The 17,074-nt window shown below is 62.0% G+C and carries 19 protein-coding genes; 13 read left to right on the forward strand and 6 right to left on the reverse strand.

What is annotated here, in order from left to right:
* Positions 1 to 17 precede the first annotated feature (17 nt).
* Positions 18 to 563, reverse strand: a complete 546-nt coding sequence (locus tag JWP26_RS16315; RefSeq protein WP_299730026.1) for a response regulator — start codon at positions 561 to 563, stop codon at positions 18 to 20.
* Between the two features lie 120 nt (positions 564 to 683).
* Complete coding sequence (locus JWP26_RS16320; protein ID WP_299730028.1) at positions 684 to 2,753, reverse strand: S9 family peptidase; 2,070 nt, start codon at positions 2,751 to 2,753, stop codon at positions 684 to 686.
* A gap of 131 nt (positions 2,754 to 2,884) precedes the next feature.
* Here JWP26_RS16320 and JWP26_RS16325 point away from each other — a divergent pair, with 131 nt between their 5' ends.
* The 11 genes from JWP26_RS16325 (at position 2,885) to JWP26_RS16375 (ending at position 11,124) form a co-directional block, all read left to right on the forward strand.
* Entirely contained in the window at positions 2,885 to 3,184 is a 300-nt protein-coding gene (locus JWP26_RS16325) for a hypothetical protein (protein ID WP_299730031.1), read from the forward strand.
* A 162-nt stretch (positions 3,185 to 3,346) separates the two neighbouring features.
* The gene (gene mbhE / locus JWP26_RS16330) at positions 3,347 to 5,707 is read left to right on the forward strand and encodes a hydrogen gas-evolving membrane-bound hydrogenase subunit E (protein ID WP_299730034.1); all 2,361 of its coding nucleotides are present in this window, start codon (positions 3,347 to 3,349) and stop codon (positions 5,705 to 5,707) included.
* Complete coding sequence (locus JWP26_RS16335; RefSeq protein WP_299730037.1) at positions 5,704 to 6,120, forward strand: MnhB domain-containing protein; 417 nt, start codon at positions 5,704 to 5,706, stop codon at positions 6,118 to 6,120. The genes mbhE and JWP26_RS16335 overlap by 4 nt, the downstream gene beginning before the upstream one ends.
* A complete protein-coding gene (locus tag JWP26_RS16340) occupies positions 6,117 to 6,494 on the forward strand; it encodes a Na+/H+ antiporter subunit C (protein ID WP_299730040.1) in 378 nt (125 codons plus the stop codon). Before JWP26_RS16335 ends, JWP26_RS16340 begins: the two co-directional genes overlap by 4 nt.
* 70 nt (positions 6,495 to 6,564) lie before the next feature.
* Positions 6,565 to 8,094: a proton-conducting transporter membrane subunit gene (locus tag JWP26_RS16345; protein WP_299730043.1), complete on the forward strand. Its 1,530-nt coding sequence runs from the start codon at positions 6,565 to 6,567 to the stop codon at positions 8,092 to 8,094.
* Entirely contained in the window at positions 8,091 to 8,570 is a 480-nt protein-coding gene (locus tag JWP26_RS16350; RefSeq protein ID WP_299730046.1) for a Na+/H+ antiporter subunit E, read from the forward strand. The genes JWP26_RS16345 and JWP26_RS16350 overlap by 4 nt, the downstream gene beginning before the upstream one ends.
* On the forward strand, positions 8,567 to 8,881 hold the full coding sequence (locus JWP26_RS16355) for a cation:proton antiporter (protein WP_299730049.1): 315 nt from the start codon (positions 8,567 to 8,569) through the stop codon (positions 8,879 to 8,881). Before JWP26_RS16350 ends, JWP26_RS16355 begins: the two co-directional genes overlap by 4 nt.
* Positions 8,881 to 9,231: a monovalent cation/H(+) antiporter subunit G gene (mnhG, locus tag JWP26_RS16360; RefSeq protein ID WP_299730354.1), complete on the forward strand. Its 351-nt coding sequence runs from the start codon at positions 8,881 to 8,883 to the stop codon at positions 9,229 to 9,231. The genes JWP26_RS16355 and mnhG overlap by 1 nt, the downstream gene beginning before the upstream one ends.
* A 125-nt stretch (positions 9,232 to 9,356) precedes the next feature.
* The gene (locus JWP26_RS16365; protein ID WP_299730052.1) at positions 9,357 to 9,779 is read left to right on the forward strand and encodes a MucR family transcriptional regulator; all 423 of its coding nucleotides are present in this window, start codon (positions 9,357 to 9,359) and stop codon (positions 9,777 to 9,779) included.
* A 213-nt stretch (positions 9,780 to 9,992) separates the two neighbouring features.
* Positions 9,993 to 10,379: a helix-turn-helix domain-containing protein gene (locus JWP26_RS16370; protein WP_299730055.1), complete on the forward strand. Its 387-nt coding sequence runs from the start codon at positions 9,993 to 9,995 to the stop codon at positions 10,377 to 10,379.
* Complete coding sequence (locus tag JWP26_RS16375; protein WP_299730058.1) at positions 10,366 to 11,124, forward strand: DUF6456 domain-containing protein; 759 nt, start codon at positions 10,366 to 10,368, stop codon at positions 11,122 to 11,124. The genes JWP26_RS16370 and JWP26_RS16375 overlap by 14 nt, the downstream gene beginning before the upstream one ends.
* A gap of 7 nt (positions 11,125 to 11,131) precedes the next feature.
* Here JWP26_RS16375 and JWP26_RS16380 read toward each other — a convergent pair whose 3' ends face one another.
* Both JWP26_RS16380 and JWP26_RS16385 read right to left on the reverse strand, forming a co-directional pair.
* Positions 11,132 to 11,557, reverse strand: coding sequence for a SufE family protein (locus JWP26_RS16380; RefSeq protein WP_299730061.1), 426 nt, complete (start codon positions 11,555 to 11,557; stop codon positions 11,132 to 11,134).
* Positions 11,558 to 11,582: 25 nt separating this feature from the next.
* Entirely contained in the window at positions 11,583 to 12,302 is a 720-nt protein-coding gene (locus JWP26_RS16385; protein ID WP_299730357.1) for an MnmC family methyltransferase, read from the reverse strand.
* A 224-nt stretch (positions 12,303 to 12,526) separates the two neighbouring features.
* On the opposite strand from JWP26_RS16385, the gene JWP26_RS16390 reads away from it, so the two are divergent.
* Together JWP26_RS16390 and JWP26_RS16395 are read left to right on the forward strand one after the other, a co-directional pair.
* Complete coding sequence (locus tag JWP26_RS16390; protein ID WP_299730063.1) at positions 12,527 to 13,873, forward strand: PQQ-dependent sugar dehydrogenase; 1,347 nt, start codon at positions 12,527 to 12,529, stop codon at positions 13,871 to 13,873.
* A 184-nt stretch (positions 13,874 to 14,057) separates the two neighbouring features.
* Positions 14,058 to 15,407 (forward strand): hypothetical protein, encoded by a 1,350-nt coding sequence (locus tag JWP26_RS16395; protein ID WP_299730065.1) that lies wholly within the window; start codon positions 14,058 to 14,060, stop codon positions 15,405 to 15,407.
* Between the two features lie 61 nt (positions 15,408 to 15,468).
* Here the strand turns inward: JWP26_RS16395 and JWP26_RS16400 are convergent, their stop codons facing one another.
* Both JWP26_RS16400 and JWP26_RS16405 read right to left on the reverse strand, forming a co-directional pair.
* Positions 15,469 to 16,005 (reverse strand): hypothetical protein, encoded by a 537-nt coding sequence (locus JWP26_RS16400; protein WP_299730067.1) that lies wholly within the window; start codon positions 16,003 to 16,005, stop codon positions 15,469 to 15,471.
* Between the two features lie 465 nt (positions 16,006 to 16,470).
* Positions 16,471 to 16,767, reverse strand: a complete 297-nt coding sequence (locus JWP26_RS16405; protein ID WP_299730069.1) for a hypothetical protein — start codon at positions 16,765 to 16,767, stop codon at positions 16,471 to 16,473.
* Positions 16,768 to 17,074: the final 307 nt, after the last annotated feature.

Consider the following 17,074-nt stretch of genomic DNA (forward strand, 5'->3'; position numbering starts at 1 on the left):
CATTCTGCCTGCCGGAGCTAGTGCTCCAGCCCAGGATGTCTCGGCTTACGTCGGTCGGGAAACAGCTGCACTACGTTGTCCGAGGCGCGGCGGCCTTGCTGGACCAGTGGCAACAGAGGCGGGAGCCGGTTGCGCCGCTCGGGGCCACGGTAGCCGCTGGGCGTGCTGATCACCGGGCGGGCACGCAGGCGAGCCTGGACGCGCTGCAGCAGGTGGCGCGGCGACATCGGCTTGATCAGCACTTCATCGATGCCGGCGCTGATCGACTGGTGACGCATCGGCGGGGTGATGGTGCGGGTCAAGGCTATGACCTGCACGTCCTGCGACTCAATTGAGTTATCCAGGCGAATGCCTTCGACCATCTCATAAGCCGGGCGGCCCTCGCGGTCGAAATCGCAGACCAGCACATCGACGGGGGCCAGCCGCATATAGGCCAGCAGAGCCAGATCGCTATCGAACTGGCGCACGCGCAGCCGTGCATCGCCCGCCAGCACCATCGTGAGGATGGACGATAGCGCCGGCGTTGCGGCGATGACGGCGACGGTCTTCAGCGAGTCAGACACCGATGTCCCCCAATGGTAAACAATCGGTTACCATGGCTGCGTGCGGGGCAGAAGAGGCGAGATCGGGGAATGGATAACGAGCGGGGGATATCGCCTCTCCGTTGAGGAGAGGCGAGAAGGTCAACCCTTGACTACTTCCACCGCGAACGCAAAGCACATGGCGGTTTCCTTGAGGCGGTCGAAGCGGCCGGAGGCGCCGCCATGGCCGGCGCCCATATTGGTACGCAGATATAGTGGCGAGTCCCCCGTGCGGGTGGCGCGTAGCTTGGCGACCCATTTGGCGGGTTCCCAATAGGTGACGCGCGGATCGGTGAGGCCGGCCAGAGCGAAGATCGGCGGGTAGTCCTGCGCGGCGACCTGCTCGTAGGGGGCGTAGGCGGCGATGCGGGCATAGTCCTCGGCGGAAGCCAGCGGATTGCCCCATTCGGGCCATTCGGGCGGAGTCAGCGGGAGGGTTTCGTCGAGCATGGTGTTGAGCACGTCCACGAACGGCACCTGGGCGATGATGCCGGCCCACAGGTCCGGGCGCAGATTGGCGATCGCTCCCATCAGCATGCCGCCGGCCGAGCCGCCCTGGGCAACGATTTTGCCTTTGGCGGTGAAGTTCTCGGCGATCAGCATTTCGGCCGAGGCGATGAAATCGGTGAAGGTGTTGGTCTTGTGCTCGCGTCGGCCCTGCACGTACCAGCGATAGCCCTTTTCCATGCCGCCGCGAATGTGGGCGGTGGCGTGGATGAAGCCGCGATCGACCAGCGACAGCGCCGAAATCGAGAACGCAGCGGGCATGGACATCCCATAGGCGCCGTAGCCGTAGAGCAGGGCTGGAGCGGTGCCGTCGAGCGGCGTGCCCTTGCGATAGAGCACTGTGACGGGGACCTGTTCGCCATCTGGCGCCGTGGCGAAGAGGCGGCGCGTGACATAGTCGTCGGGGTTATGGCCGGAGGGCACTTCCTGCTCCTTGAGCAGGGTGCGGGTGCCGGCCTCGAGATCGACATCATAGGTGCGCGACGGGGTGGTCGGCGAGGAATAGGTCAGGCGGAACACCGAGGTGTCGAACTCGTAGCCGACCGACATGCCCAGGGAATAGGCCTCCTCATCGAAGTTCACGGTCTGCTCGGCATTGGTGCGCAGGTCGCGGACGATGATGCGGGGCAGTCCCTCATAGCGTTCCAGCCGCAGCAAGTGGTTCTTGATGACCACGGTATCGAGGATCAGCACGCCCTGCTGATGCGGGACGAGATCGGTCCACTGCTCGGCGCCCGGTGTAGCGACGGGGGCAGTGACGACCTTGAAATCCTCGGCCCCATCGGCATTGGTGCGGATGAACAGCACGCCACCGCGCTCGTCGATATCGTATTCGCGATCGGTGAGGCGGGGCGCGACGAGGCGGGGCGCGCCGCCGGTTTCGGCATCGATCAGCCAGGATTCCGAAGTCTGGTGATCGTGGGCGTCGATGACGATGAACTTGTCGGAAAGGGTGCGGCCGACGCCGACGAAAAAGCCGGGATCGCGTTCTTCGAAAATGGTCGCGTCATCGTCCTGCGAGGTGCCGATGACGTGCAGCTTGACCCGGAACGGGCGGTGGTTGTCGTCGTACTCAGTGTAGTAGATCGCCGAGGAATCGTTAGTCCACACATAGGAGCCGGCGGTTTCGAGGATGACTTCCTCACTGTCCTTGCCGGTTTCCAGGTCACGGATGACGATGTCGTAATATTCGGAGCCGGCGCGATCCGCGGCCCAGGCCAGGTAGCGGTGGCTGCGGTCGTGCTCGGCGCCCGCAAAGCCGAAATAGCCCTCGCCGGCTTCGATATTGCAGTCGAGCAGCACGGTCTCGGGACCGCCATCGCGCGGCGTGCGCACGATCTGGGGGTATTGCTTGCCCTCAAGCATGCGCGAATTATAGGCGAACGGGCCGTCATTGCTGGGAATGCCGCTATCGTCCTCTTTGATACGGCCGCGGATTTCCTTGTATATCGTGTCCTGCAAATCCTGGGTGGGCTTGCCGAAATGCTCCTCAAAATAGGTGTTCTCGGCGTCGAGATAAGCGCGGATTTCGCCATCGAGCGTTTCGGGTGACTGCATCACCTCCTGCCAGTTTTCCGCGCGCAGCCAATCGTACGGGTCCTCGCGGACGATCGTGTGGTGCGCGGCGGAATGCGGCTTGCGGGCCGCGACGGGGGGATTGGTCATGGGCTGGGTCCAGTCAGGAGTTCAGGCAATGTTGGCGCAGATGTAAGCGGACAGGCGGGGGAATGCTACCCGGCAGGCTGGCAAAGCATGATCGAGCATGGCAAATAGCACTACGCAACAAGGAGAATGCCGTGCGATCCTGGGACCCGATGCGCAATTTTCCCGAACTCGACGCGCTGTCGGCGGCTGAGGCCAAGGCCCTGGTGGTCAAGACGCAGCGTGAAGTAACGCGGCAGCCGATGATCTTGCTTGGGCTGGCGGTGACGCTGGCGGTGGCGGGTGTCGCCATCTTTTATCTGGTGCCGCTCGGCGGCCTGACCGGCGGGGCTATCATGGGTGCAATGGTTGCCCTGTTCGGTGTTGTCTATATGGTCGTGGTGATTAAGCCGCGCATGCAGGCAGAATTCCGCAAGCAAGGATTTCCGCACTAAGGCAGCGCCGCGCGCCAAGAACTGTTGCCCTGTTGTGACGATGACCAGTGAACGGTGGAGACTGGGCCGGCCAGTCCGGTTTTGACTTGTTCCTGACTGCCCAGCCGCTAGTTTGATTTGCAGGCCGACCCCTTCAGAATCGGTCAATGCGAGAGCCACGATTTGGGACTGTCCCTCGACGCCAGCATAGTGCTGATGGCGCTAGCGCCATTCGCGGCCGCCCTCCTGGCGCCGCTGGTGCAGCGCATTGCCGCCCCATTCGCGGGCTGGGTTCTGGCGCTGGTCCCCGCCGCGATCTTTGTGTTCCTGCTCGGCTTCATCGAGCCGATTGCGGCGCGCCGCTTCGTACAGGCGAGCATTGATTGGGTGCCGGCATACGGGCTGACCCTGTCGTTTTTCATCGACGGATTGAGCCTAACCTTTGCGCTGGCGATTTCGGGGATCGGTACGCTGATCCTGATCTATTCGGGCGCCTATTTGCGCGGCCATCAGCATCTGGGGCGGTTTTTTGGCTTCATGCTGGCCTTCATGGGCGCCATGCTGGGGCTGGTTCTGTCCGATAACATGCTGGCACTGTTCAGCTTCTGGGAATTGACCACGGTCAGCTCGTTCCTGCTGATCGGCTTTGACCATTCCAGACAGGCCGCACGGCGCGGCGCCATCCAGGCGTTGGTGGTGACCAATATCGGCGGCATGGGGCTGTTGTTCGGCGTCATCCTCGCCCAGCAATTGACCGGCCAGTGGAACCTGAGCGGGTTGCGCGACTTCGGCGATGCGATGCGCGAAAACCCGGTCTATCCAGTGGTGTTGATCGCCTTTCTCGCCGCCGCCTTCACCAAATCAGCACAGTTTCCGTTCCACTTCTGGCTGCCCAACGCCATGGAGGCCCCCACCCCGGTTTCGGCGTTTCTGCACTCGGCCACCATGGTGCAGGGTGGGGTCTATCTGCTGCTGCGGCTGACGCCGTTCCTCGGCGGCACGCCGGCTTGGACCGTGACGCTGGTGGTGTTCGGCGGCTTTACGCTGGTCTGGGGCGCGCTGGGGGCGATCCGGCAGACCGATCTCAAGCAGGTGCTGGCGCAGAGCACGATTGCCTCGCTCGGGCTGCTGGTGCTGCTGATTGGGCTCGGCACCGAATTGGCAATCACCGCGGCCATCCTCTATTTCATCGCGCACGCTGCGTATAAAGCCGGGCTATTCATGGTGGTCGGCAATGTCGATCACGGCAGCGGCAGCCGCGATATCGTGGCGCTGGGAGGTCTCGGCGATCCGATGCCGGTGACCTTCATCGCGGCGGCACTGGCCGCCTTGTCGATGATCGGGCTGCCGGTGACCGCAGGGTTCCTCGCCAAGGAAGAGATGTATCTGGTGCTACTGGGGCCGGATTGGCCGCAAATCCTGGTGCTGATCATGCTGGTCATCGGCAATGCGCTGCTGGCCGGCGTGGCGCTGAGCATTGCGATTCGGCCGTTCCTCGGCGCCCTGTTGCCGACCCCGAAGGTGCCGCACGAAGCGCCGATCGCCATGCTGGCGGGACCGGTGGCGCTGGGCGCGGCGGGGATTTTGCTGGCGCTGAATGCGGGGCGATTGGGGCACGATATTGTGGTGCCGACGATCGCCGCGGTGCTTGGCGTGGCGGCGGAAAGCCACCTTACCCCGGCAGTCGATTTTACCAGCCTGGCGCTGTGGCTATCAGCTGCGACCATCGCACTGGGCATTCTGGTGCATCTGCAGATGGCGGCGATCCGCAGCATCTTGCGCCGGATTGGCACGGCGCTGGGATGGACCTTCGATCACGGCTTCGATGTCGCCATGTTCGGGCTGATCCGTCTCGCCGGAGCGATGACGCGGCTGCTGCATCACGGGCGGCTCGAGCTGTATCTCGTGCTGGTATTTGCCGGCTTTGCGCTGGCGGTGCTGGTGCCGGTCTTCGGCATGGGTGGCCTCGAAGCGTTGTTGCCCAATGCTGAACTGGGCGATTGGTCGGCCAAGCTGGCCTGGCCAAACTTGCAGATCCATGAATGGGCAGTGCTGGCGTTGGCGGTTGTGGGTCTGGGTGCGGTGCTGTTTGCCCGCAGCCGGCTGGTGGCGATCCTGGCGCTCGGTGTGCAGGGCGCGGCGGTAGCGCTGATTTTCCTGTCATTCGGTGCACCGGACCTGGCATTCACCCAGTTCATGGTGGAAATTCTCTCCGTCGTGATCCTGGCGCTGGTGATGACGCGGCTCAAGCTGGACGAGGCAGATCACCGCCAGTTCGAGGATCTGGCACGCGACGGCACCCTGGCAGTGGTCGGCGGCGCCGGTGTCAGCCTGTTGCTGATGGTCGTGCTCGCAGGAACCTTCGATTCGCGCCTCAGTGATTTCTTCGCGGCCACCAGCGTGCCGATCGCGCACGGCGCCAATATCGTCAACGTCATCCTGGTCGACTATCGCGGCTTTGATACACTGGGCGAAATCTCAGTCGTGCTGGGCGCGGGGATTGCCATTCTGGCGCTGTTGCGGCGCAGGGGGGCCGCGCCATGAACACGCTGATTTTCCGCACCATGGTGGGCCCGATCGTCACCATCATGGTGATCTTTTCGGTGTTTATCTGCCTGCGCGGCCACAACGCCCCGGGCGGCGGCTTCATTGGCGGGCTAATCGCGGCGGCGGCTGTCGCGGTGCTTGGCATTGCGACCGGCGCAACCGCGGCGCGCAAGGCGTTGCGGGTCGATCCAATGGTGATCGCCAGTTTTGGCGTGGCGATCGCGGCGCTGTCGGGGTTGGCGTCCATGTTCACCGGATCGCCCTTCCTGACCAGCATTTGGGCCTATTGGTCGCTGGGCGAAACTACTGTCCCGCTGTCGACGCCGCTGGTCTTCGATATCGGGGTTTATTGCGTCGTGTTCGGCACCATCGCGGCGATTGCCCTGGCGCTGGCGGAGGAGGGGCCATGAATTTCCTTCTCGCCGGACTGGTCGGACTGTTCATCGCCACGGCGATCTATTTCCTGCTATCGCGCTCGTTGATCCGCATGCTGTTGGGGCTGGTGGTGCTGGGCAACGGCATCAACCTGCTGATCTTTACGGCGGGGCGCATCGGCAATGGCGCGCCGCCGATCGTGCCGGGCGGGCTGGAGCAGCCGGCCGGGGCGATCGCCAATCCGCTGCCGCAGGCGTTAATCCTGACGGCCATCGTCATCGGCTTTGCCATGTTCAGCTTCTTGCTGGTACTCGCGTTCCGCGCCTATCAGGCAATGGACGCCGAAAACACCGACAGCATGCGGCTGGCCGAGCCAGAGGACGCGCCGCGTCCGCCGCTGAGCTATTAGGGAAAGGGGCAGCGCTATTTTCGACCTTTCCCAAGCCATTTTTACTGGAACCACGGCGCTGGCCGATTGGGTGGTCGTGCTGCCAGTGGTGCTCGGGCTCCTCGGCGCGGCGCTGGCGCTGATGCTACGCCGTGCCAGGACTGGCATAGCGCTGGTGGTGGTCGCGGCCATCATCGTCTGCGATGTCCTGCTGGTGCAGCGCGTCCTCGATGGCGGGCCGGTCAGCATGACCATGGGGCGCTGGCTGCCGCCATTCGGTATCAGCTTCGCGGTCGATATGTTCGGCGCCGGCTTTGCACTGGCGGCGGCTTTGGTGACGCTGGTGGTGCTGGTTTATTCGCTCGGCGAGCGGGTGGAGGAAGGGTTTTATCCTCTGGTGCTGCTGCTACTGGCGGGTGTGAGCGGAGCGTTCCTGACCGGCGACCTGTTCAATCTCTATGTCTGGTTCGAGGTCATGCTGATTGCCTCGTTCGGGTTGATCGTACTGGGCGGACGACCGCTGCAGCTCGATGGCGCGGTCAAATACGGATTCATCAATTTTCTCGCCACCAGCTTTTTCCTCGCGGCACTCGGACTGCTCTATGGGCTGGTGGGCACGCTCAATATGGCCGACATCATCGGGCGCGCGCCCAGTGCCAACCCTGCGGCGATAGCCGGTGTGGCTGCGTTGATGGTGCTTGCCTTCGGCATCAAGGCAGCGGTGTTTCCGCTCAATGCCTGGTTGCCGGCCAGTTATCATACGCCGCCGGCGGCGGTTTCGGCGCTGATGGCGGGCTTGCTGACCAAGGTCGGCGCCTACGCCATGCTGCGGGTGCTGGTGATGCTGCTGCCGGCGGCGCGCGAACAGCTTGATTGGGTGCTGGCGGCGCTGGCCATTGCCACGCTGGTGATCGGGCCGCTAGGCGCAATCGCGGAGACCAATCTGCGGCGGGCCATCGGCTTTCTGGTAATCGGCGGTATCGGCGCCATTATGGCGGGCATTGCCATGCCGAGCCTGCACGGCGTCGGCGGCGCGGGGCTCTATATCGTGCACGCCATGCTGACGCTCACGGCGCTGTATCTGGTGGCTGGGCTGGTGGAAAAACTGACCGGGCAAATAGACACCCGCAAGATGGGCGGGCTTTACGCGGCGCATGCTCCGGTCTCGATCCTGTTCTTCATCCTGGTGTTGGCGGTGGCCGGCGTGCCGCCGTTCCTGGGCTTCTGGCCCAAGCTGCTATTGCTGGAGGGAGGATTGGGCGATGCCGACCTGCGCGGGGCAGGGGAAGCAGGCGTGGACTGGTTGAGCCTGACGATCGTTTTCGCCCTACTGGTCAATGCGGTGCTGACGCTGATCGCCGGCACACGGCTGTGGGCGCATATCTTCTGGCGCGAAGGGCAGGAGGGGCAGCATTCTGAATACCGGAATGAGCCGCTCAAAATACTGTCGGCGCGGGAGCGCTGGTTCGGCTTTGGCGCGGTGACGGTGCTGGTGGCGGCCATCGTACTGGCAGGGCTGTGGCCGGACTGGCTGTTCCAGGCGGCCCTCAGCGGCGCGGGCGACATTGTCGAGCCAGCCGGATATATTGCCGCCGTCGGGCTGGCAGGAGGCGGGCCATGAATTTCGCGCTGCTGACGATAGTGCTGGCGCTGCTCTGGGCCGCGCTAACCGGCAGTTTCAGCGGGCCAAACCTGCTGTTGGGTGCGGTGATCGCGCTTGCAGCACTGCTCCTTTTGCGCGGCCGGATCGGCCAGCCGAGCGGCCTGCGCCGCGTCCTTCCGGCGGTCCTGCTGGCGGTGGTGTTCCTCTACGAACTGCTGCTCAGCGCCATCAAGGTGGCACTGGTGGTGATGGCGCCGAACCTGCGGGCGCAGTTGCGGCCGGCCATAGTGGCAGTTCCGTTGACGGTGAAATCGGATCTCGAAATCACCCTGCTGGCCAATCTGATCACGCTGACGCCGGGAACGCTCAGCATTGACGTGTCCGACGACAAGAGCGTGCTCTATGTCCATGTGTTGATGCTCGAGGACCGTGCCAAGCTGATCTCAGGGATCGCCGAAGGCTTTGAAAAGCGCATCATGGCGGTGTTCGCATGAGCGGCGCAGAGGCAATAGCGACGGCGAGTCTGATCGCGTTGGTGCTGTTGGGCGCCGGCTTGTTGCTTTCGACCATAAGAATCATAATCGGACCGACTGTGGCGGACCGCGTCTTGGCTTTGGACTTATTGACAACTGTCGCTTTGGGCTTTGTCGGCGCGCTGACGATCCGCACCGGATTTACGCTCTATCTCGACATCGCCATCGCGCTCGGCCTGCTGGGATTTTTGGCAACCGTCGCTTTTGCTCGCTATATCCTGGTGCGCTCGCGCCCTGTTGCTGAACAATCGAATCAGGAGCAAGCACCGTGATGGCTGAAATCGCGCTCTATGCCGGCGCTGTGCTGCTGCTGTCCGGCGCTTTATTTAGCCTTATTGCAGCTTTGGGTGTGCTGCGCCTGCCTGATCTCTATACGCGCATGCATGCCGCCTCCAAGGCGGGCGCCGTTGGCGGGGGCATGATCTTGCTGGCCGTGGCATTGGTATCGTTTGACGGCGCCATAACGGTGCGGGCGCTGATCGGCATAGCGTTTTTGCTGCTGACCACCCCAGTAGCGGCGCACCTTCTGGCGCGGGCGCATTACCAATCCGGGGGGCGGCCGGCGCAGATCACTGTCAGCAACGACCTCGATATTGTAAATAAGGCGGGCCGCGACAATTAATCCAGGTAGTTGGTAACATGTTAATTTGACATGCCGGGTTGCACGGAACAGTAAAGAACCGTACAAAAACACATGGCCTCGACTGCCCTCGTCCCGGCCCAATAAAAACAATGAAAGGTTGAATTATGAACGACACCGCTGGCGCGGCGACCGGTTACGAGAGCGACTTGATCGAACTCAGCACTGAAATCGTCTCAGCCTATGTTAGCCATAACGCTGTGAGCCCGACCGATCTGCCCAAGCTGATCGCCGAAATTCATGGCGCCCTTCGTGCCTTGCAGACCAACGAAGCACCGGTTCCGGTTGAAGAGTTGAAGCCTGCTGTCCCGGTCCGCAGGTCTGTTGCGGCCGACTACATCATCTGTCTCGAAGACGGCAAGAAGTTCAAATCGCTGAAGCGCCATCTTCGTACGCACTATAACCTCTCGCCCGAAGAATATCGCGAGAAGTGGGGCCTGCCGGCCGACTACCCGATGGTTGCCCCCAATTACTCGGCAACCCGCTCCAAGCTCGCCAAGGATAATGGTCTCGGCCGCAAGGCAAGCTAACGGGCGCTTTCCCCGGCCTACTGCCCCGCCGCTGTCCCCAAGGACCGATGCGGCGGGACTTGTTCTGTCGATCAAACGGCCGCTCAGTGAGCGGCCGTTTGATTTTCACGACCGCCCGGCCTGAAACAAATTAAGCTATCCTACTTATCCCCGTCTGGCTTTCTCGACCGCAATGTGTAGGAATAAATTCCTTTATTGCGACGGAGACTGACGATGTACGAGATGATGGGGAACGCTGGTGACGGGCGCTCGGGCCGTAGCCTCACTGGACTGGCGCACGGCCACGACGCGCAGTGCGATACTGTTATCGCTTTGGTTGCACAAGAGAAACGTATCCCGATTCGCCTGCTGATGCACAAATCGCGCTGCCGGACGGGCGCGGCGCGGGCTCGGCAATTGGCCATGTATCTCTGCCACGTGGCCCTGGGGCGCAGCCTGCAGGAGGTGGGAGATATCTTCGGTCGTGATAGGACAACAGTCTCATATGCCTGCGCGTTAATGGAAGATATGCGCGATGACCGCAGTTTCGATGACGCCGTGGCGGCGCTCGAACTGCGGATCGAGGCGGCTGTAGGAGCGGACGATCATGGCACGCGCTGATGTCCGTGCACTGCGGTTCGTGCGGGCACTGCTGCCCGACCATGCAGCGCGGATTGAAAATGGCAGCTATTCGGTCGAGCGGTCGGATCGAGTAGCACGGCTCGATCGCGGAGCGGCGGCGGAACTCGCCGGGGTAGGGGTGCTGATGCTGAGCGACGCGATCTGCGTGGCGGGGCCGCGAGCGCGCGATTGGCTGGCGGCCGAGGGACGCGGCAAGGGTGATCTGTCGCCCGAGACCGCGCCGCACGTCGCGCCTTCGGTGTTGTATTCGCTGGATGAAAGCCCGTTGGCGCGGCTGGCGGTGGCACGGGATGGGGAGGTGGCGTTCCTGCTGGCCCATCAGGTCGCGGCGGGTGAGCGGGTGCGGAAACTGGTGGAGCGGGCGCGGCTCAGCCCACGAATGACCATGAGCTATGACGCCAACCGCATCGCGGGTGGCGGCGGCCCGGCGGCGGCCAATGACCTGTCGGACAGCGCCGTCGATGCGCGGCGCAAACTGGACGCGGTGGCTGTGCTGCTACCGGCCGATTGCCGGGGCGTGGTCTTTGACGTGTGCGGACTGCTCAAAGGGCTGCAGACGGTGGAGACCGAGAGGGGCTGGCCGCGTCGCAGTGCCAAGATGGTGCTGCGGATCGGGCTGGAGCAGCTTGCTGTGTATTGGGGATTGTCGGCGCAGGCGCGTGGAAATGAGAGCGGACGGGTCGGCGGCTGGCTGGAGGCGAGGCCGCCGCTTTTCGGCGACTAACTCCGTTCTAACTCAGCGCCTTGGCTTCGGTGCGGATGCGGTTGACCATGGCGACCAGGCCATTGGAGCGCTGGGTGGTCAGGTGTTCGCGAAGGCCCATCTTATCGAATAGGGCGATGGCATCGGTCTCGGCGATTTCCCTGGCCGGGCGGTCGGAATAGAGCGCCAAGAGTATTGCGACCAGGCCTTGCACGATCATTGCGTCGCTCTCGCCGCGATATTTGAGCATAGTCTGGCCATCGCGCGGCTCGGTCTGCGCCGCCAGCCACACCTGCGAAACGCAGCCATGTACCTTGTTCTCGGCGGTCTTTTCGGCATCGCTCAGCTTGGGCAGGGCCTGGCCCAGCTCGATCAGATAACGGTAACGATCCTCCCAGTCGTCGAGAAAGGAGAGGTTTTCGGCAATGTCCTGGAAGGCTTTGGGTTCGCTCATAGCCTGTATCTAGTGCAAGCGTGGCTTAACTTCCAGACGGCTTGGCTCGAACTGGCGCGACAGGTCGCGGTGGGGTGTTGGTCGCCAGCCAAATGACATGACGCGAGCCACGGCTCTTGCCATTGGCGCGGACCCGTTCTTCCTCGACAGTGAAACCGGCGCGTTGCAGGCGCTGGGTGAACGCGCGGTCGGGTGCCGAGGCCCAGATTGCCAGCACGCCGCCCGGACGTAGCGCGGCCTTGGCCGCCTTGAGGCCGGCCATGCTGTAGAGCGCGTCATTGGTCTCGACGGTGAGCCCGTCGGGGCCGTTATCGACGTCGAGCAATATTGCGTCGTAGGTCGCCTTTGCGGAATTGATGACGCGGCGCACGTCATTGACCTTGATATCGACGCGCGGATCGTCGAGGCAGCCGGCAAAAATAGCCGCCATCGGGCCGCGCGCCCAGGCGACCACCGCAGGCATCAGTTCGGCCACGGTAATTTTGACGGTGGCGGGCAGTTCGGCGAGTGCGGCGCGCAGGGTGAACCCCATGCCGAGCCCGCCGATCAGCAGATGCGCTTTAGGGCGATCCCTAATGCGGGCCCAGGACAGGCCAGCCATGGCTTCTTCCGAACCGCTGAGGCGGCTGTTCATCAGCGCGATCGTGCCCAGCATGATGGAGAATTCATCAGCCCGCTGGATGAGGCGGATGTCGCCACGGCCATCGGGCAGGGGCACGGTATCGATCAGGACCCAGGGGTTCACGGCGGCGCTTTCGACGAGAAGGTTTTGTGCCTTGTCTCTATCGGCGGTGCGTTGGTCCTGCGCAAGCAAAAGCCGCACCTGGAACGGGGATGCCTCACCGGTTCTTGAACACCAGTGGCAGGGAAGGGCGCAACCGATCCGAGATAGGCCGCTTGATGTTGACTGGAGCAGCTCAGCCATTGCGCGGTGCGCTTCGACGCAAGCCAAAAAGCGGAGGAACTCTCATGAAACACTGGATATTTGCAGGCACGCTGTCGTTGGGTGCCCTGATGGTTGCGACTGCCATGGCGCAAGACGCCAAGGTATTGACTGGCAAGGATGCGTATGGCGATTGGGAAAAAGACGCGCCCGGCGTGACCCGACATCTCGTGCCCAGCGACCTCGAAGCGCCAAACTTGACCGAGTCGGCGTCCAATTCGCCCTCCACCGTGCCCATGCCCGAGGGCGCAATGCCCAAGGTGCCTGATGGCTTCAAGGTGGAAATGGTGGCCAGCGGCATCCAGAATCCGCGCGCCATTCGCTTTGCGCCCAACGGCGACCTGTTCGTGGGCAATTCGGAGGCCGGCAATGTGCTGGTCTATCATTTCGAGAACGGCGCTGCCAAACCGGCCTCGGAAGGCGTGTTTGCCGAGGGGCTCAACCAGCCCTATGGCGTGGCGTTCTATCCGGCGGGCAACGATCCGCAATGGGTCTATGTGGCGGAAAGCAACGGGTTGAAGCGCTTCCCCTATAAAAGCGGCGACATGAAAGCCAGCGGCGCGCCCGAGACGCTGTTCGACAACATCAACCCCGATCACCACTGGACCCGCGACGTGACGTTCTCGCCCGATGGCAAGACCATGTATTACTCGGTCGGCTCTGGCTCAAATGTCGGCGACGGCACCATGGACCCCGAACCCAAGGGTGGGGTTGATGCCTGGGCATCGGCCCATCCGCTCGGTGTTGCCTGGGGTGCAGAAGAACGCCGCGCGGCGGTGCTGGCCTTCGACCCGGATGGGAAGAACGAGCGCTACTTCGCCACCGGCCTCCGCAATTGCGCCGGCATGACCATGCAGCGATCGACCGGCGCACCATGGTGCGTGGTCAACAATGTCGATGAACTGGGCGACAACGTACCGTTCGAATTCGCCACCTCGGTGAAGGACGGGGCCTTCTATGGCTGGCCCTGGTACTACAATGGGGGCAACCCAGATCCGCGCTGGAAGGACAATCCGCGCGATGACCTGAAGGGAAAGGTCACCGTCGGCGACATGCAGTTCCAGGCGCACTCGGCGCCGTTGAATATCACCTTTTATGACAATGATGCCTGGGGTGCCGACTATAAGGGTGATGCGTTTGTGGCGATGCACGGCTCATGGAACCGTGGCCAGCGCACCGGCTATAAGGTGGTGCATCTGAATTTCGACGCCAGCGGCAAGCCTGACGGCACCTATGATGACTTCATGACCGGCTTCGTGATCGATGCCGACAGTGTCTGGGGTCGTCCGGTCGGTGTCGCGGTGGCGCCAGATTGTGCGCTGTTCGTTTCCGAAGATGGCAGCGGCACGATCTGGCGAGTCACCAAGCAGTAGTTAACCAATCATTACATTGAAGCCCGGGCGGTGCCCGGGTTTTTCTTTATCTAGTTCAACAGAAATCCGTCGTTTCGACCAATAAGCGAAAAGCATTTTTCAAGCAGTCATCGCAATTTAAGTAGCGATTAACCATTCTATTGCACTTTGAATTAACCATAAAAATTAATCCAGGGTCGAGTAGATGAGTGTGAAGTTGTACGCCGTGCTGTTGTCCGTATCCCTGGCATCTACTTCGGTTTTCGCCCAAGATGCTCCGGCGAGTGCGTTCGGTGCCACGCTTGGCGCGACGTTTTTCACCATGCCCCATATCGACAAGGGCATAGCCTTTGGGGCACCGGGGGCGACGTCCTCGTCGGTAGGCGGCGGCGGTGTTGGCGCCACCTTCGGGCTGAGCGGCGGCCTGAGCGTTGGGAAGTTCGGCGCTTTTGGTGCCGCGATCGGCGTGTCCGGCTTTGCGACCATAGGCCAATCGAATTCAACGGTCGTGGACACCTTTACTGGCCCCGGTACGGTCACCATCGGCGGCTATACGACGCCGGCAAACGCCAATGTCGTCCTGACGACCAATAGCGCTCCGGGCAACTCCGCCGCGAGCGCGGTTATCACGCACACCAATCCGCAGGGTGGCGGCGAGGCGATCAACGTCAACAATCCGGTCAATGCGGGCGGCGTTGTGAACGATTATGCCGCTTCCATCGCGGCCGGGGCCAACAGTTTCGCCTTGGGGGGCGTGGTGACGCAGCAGGGCGCCGTGAACAGCGCAGCCGCCTACGCGGCAGTGGCCGCATCGGATGGTGGCGTATTTTTCGCGGCGGGTGATCTGACCGGGCTCGCGATAACGACCAATGTCCGACGCAATGTGGTGTATACGGGCGCCGATCTCAGCGTTGCCATGTCGACCAATACCGGCGGAATGGCCATTCAGGGCTACGCGGGACCAAGCTATCGGCTGCTCGACCAATCGAGCAAGACCACCATCAGCGTGGACATCCCCGAGGCGAGCCCCACTGCGACGACCTTCCCGACCTATTCGATGGCTCGCGACGAGCAACTGACCTCGAACTATTTCGGCGGCGTGGTCGGTCTTAACCTCAGCAAGCCCATCGCCGACAATATGACGTTCTCGCTGGGCGTCGAGGGTGGTGTCTACTATGTGCATGACAATATGGAGGGCCGCGAAAGCTACTCCATCGCCGGCGGGGCGCTCACATCGGTGCCGTTGACGACCGTCAGCAACGCCAATGGCATCGGCATGGAGGCTGATGGCGTGGCTTGGTCGGCCAAGCTCGCGCCGTCAATTACCGTTGCCTTGGCGTCCAACCGCCAACTGACATTCGGTGGCACTGTCGATTATTTGTCGCGCGTCGCATCGGTGACGCGGGACGGTTCGGTCGCCTCGGCCACCAACACCTATTCGGGGACCGACGATGGTACGCTCAACTATAGCGCGTCATCGCAGACGGCACACTCGCTGAGTTTTGCGCCAATGTGGAGTTTTACGCCCACGGTGTCGTATACCGGCCAGTTTTGATCTGGGCGCATTTGAGAAATACGGCGGGGCAGTGCCCGCCGTATCCATTTAGGAAGATAGATCAGTAAGCGATCTGGGTCGTCGTCGAGACGTTGCCAAGGCCAGACTGGTCGATCGAAGAATAGTTATTGCCGCCACCGACCGCCAACTGGTTGGTCACCGACAGATTTGCGATACCGGTCTGGGTCGTGCCCGACTGATTGACGCCGCCGTTGACGGCGTGCTGATTGGTCACTGCCTGATTGAACAGGCCCAACTGGCGGATGCCCGCATCGTTAAGGCCCTTATCGGCCTGCTGATTCAACTGAGCGTTGTTGAGCACGCCAGTCTGGTATGTGCCGCCCAGGTTGATGCCACCAGGCGCAACCTGGGTCACGTTGGAATTATTCAGAGCGCCGTTCTGGCCGACGTTGAGCCAGTTGAAACCAGCAGTATTGACCTGCGTCTTTGTCGAGTTGTTCAGTACGCCATGCTGATCGACGCCCAAATCGTTGTGACCGGCAACGACGATGACCTTGCCAAGCAGCGCGATATTGGCTGCATTTGCACCCGATACGCCCAGAGCCAAAACGGTTGCGGCGATCAAAATGGTACGCATAACTATTCCCTCAATTTAACAATGAACGCAGGGTTTTCCCCAACCCGCGGCCTCGCCTTGGGTAATTAGAGATGCGCAGATGTTCAAAAATAAAGGAAGTCTTAACTATGTAGTACTGCGGGTAAAACAATTATTAACCTTACCTGCGCGAGAGATGCTTAACCGAGACAGTTTGATTCAAATTTTATATTGTTTGGGGCGCAAATCTGCCGGGTGGAGGTACACCAAAGCGGTGCGCCGTTAATCGGCACGCGTATGAACAATGTACGCGGCTTTGCTCGGCCCGCCGCTTGGAAGTACGTCCTTGGCTAGACATAGGAAGCCTTGGGCCGTCCGACGCGATGGTCTTTGCACCAAAAGAAAAGCCGCAAGCACGGGGCGCGTGCTTGCGGCAGGGGCCAGGGTCGCTTGGGCGTCTGGGGAAGACGCGAGCCCTGGGTTATTGGCGAGCGTTTTGGTCGCTCGCTATCCCGCCCGGCGCAGACGTGGCATGGGATATGGCACATCCTTGGCTGTCGGCTGCTCCTGCATGGTGGGGCCGACGGGCGTTGTATCTGGAAGACTGGGCAGCACCGAGGCGAGCACCGCTTTGCCCCCGAAGCACTGCAAACTATCGCACTGAATGGAATCGACCTGTTCGGACACGAGCTGCTGGCCAGCGGCCACGGCCTGATTGGCGGCGGCATGGGGATCAAAGTCCATCCCGGGCCGGATCACCATGTAGGCCACCAGAAGCCAAAACACTGAACGCACCAAAAACATCGTCTCATCCGAATCAGAGGCAGGCAAACTCGTCCTGCCTCACCAAGCTAGGCGGCCCGGTTTAAGCGCTGCTGCGCCAATTCGATAAAATTTGAGACAAATACCCACGATGTCCCGCGAGGTGAGGGCAAGACCTTGTTTACGCTAATCGGGGAAAGGGCGCGTTGTGGGCCCTCGATCGAGCTTGGGGAGTGTCGCATTTAAGGCCGTCTTAGTGTGTCGGACGCAGTGTGATCACCAACAAGACCTGAATCCAATTCAGGCAATTGCAGGCGAATGCCTGCCTGTGCGGCGTTGATTGGCACAG

The sequence above is a fragment of the Devosia sp. genome, assembly GCF_028290435.1.
Lineage (GTDB): Bacteria > Pseudomonadota > Alphaproteobacteria > Rhizobiales > Devosiaceae > Devosia.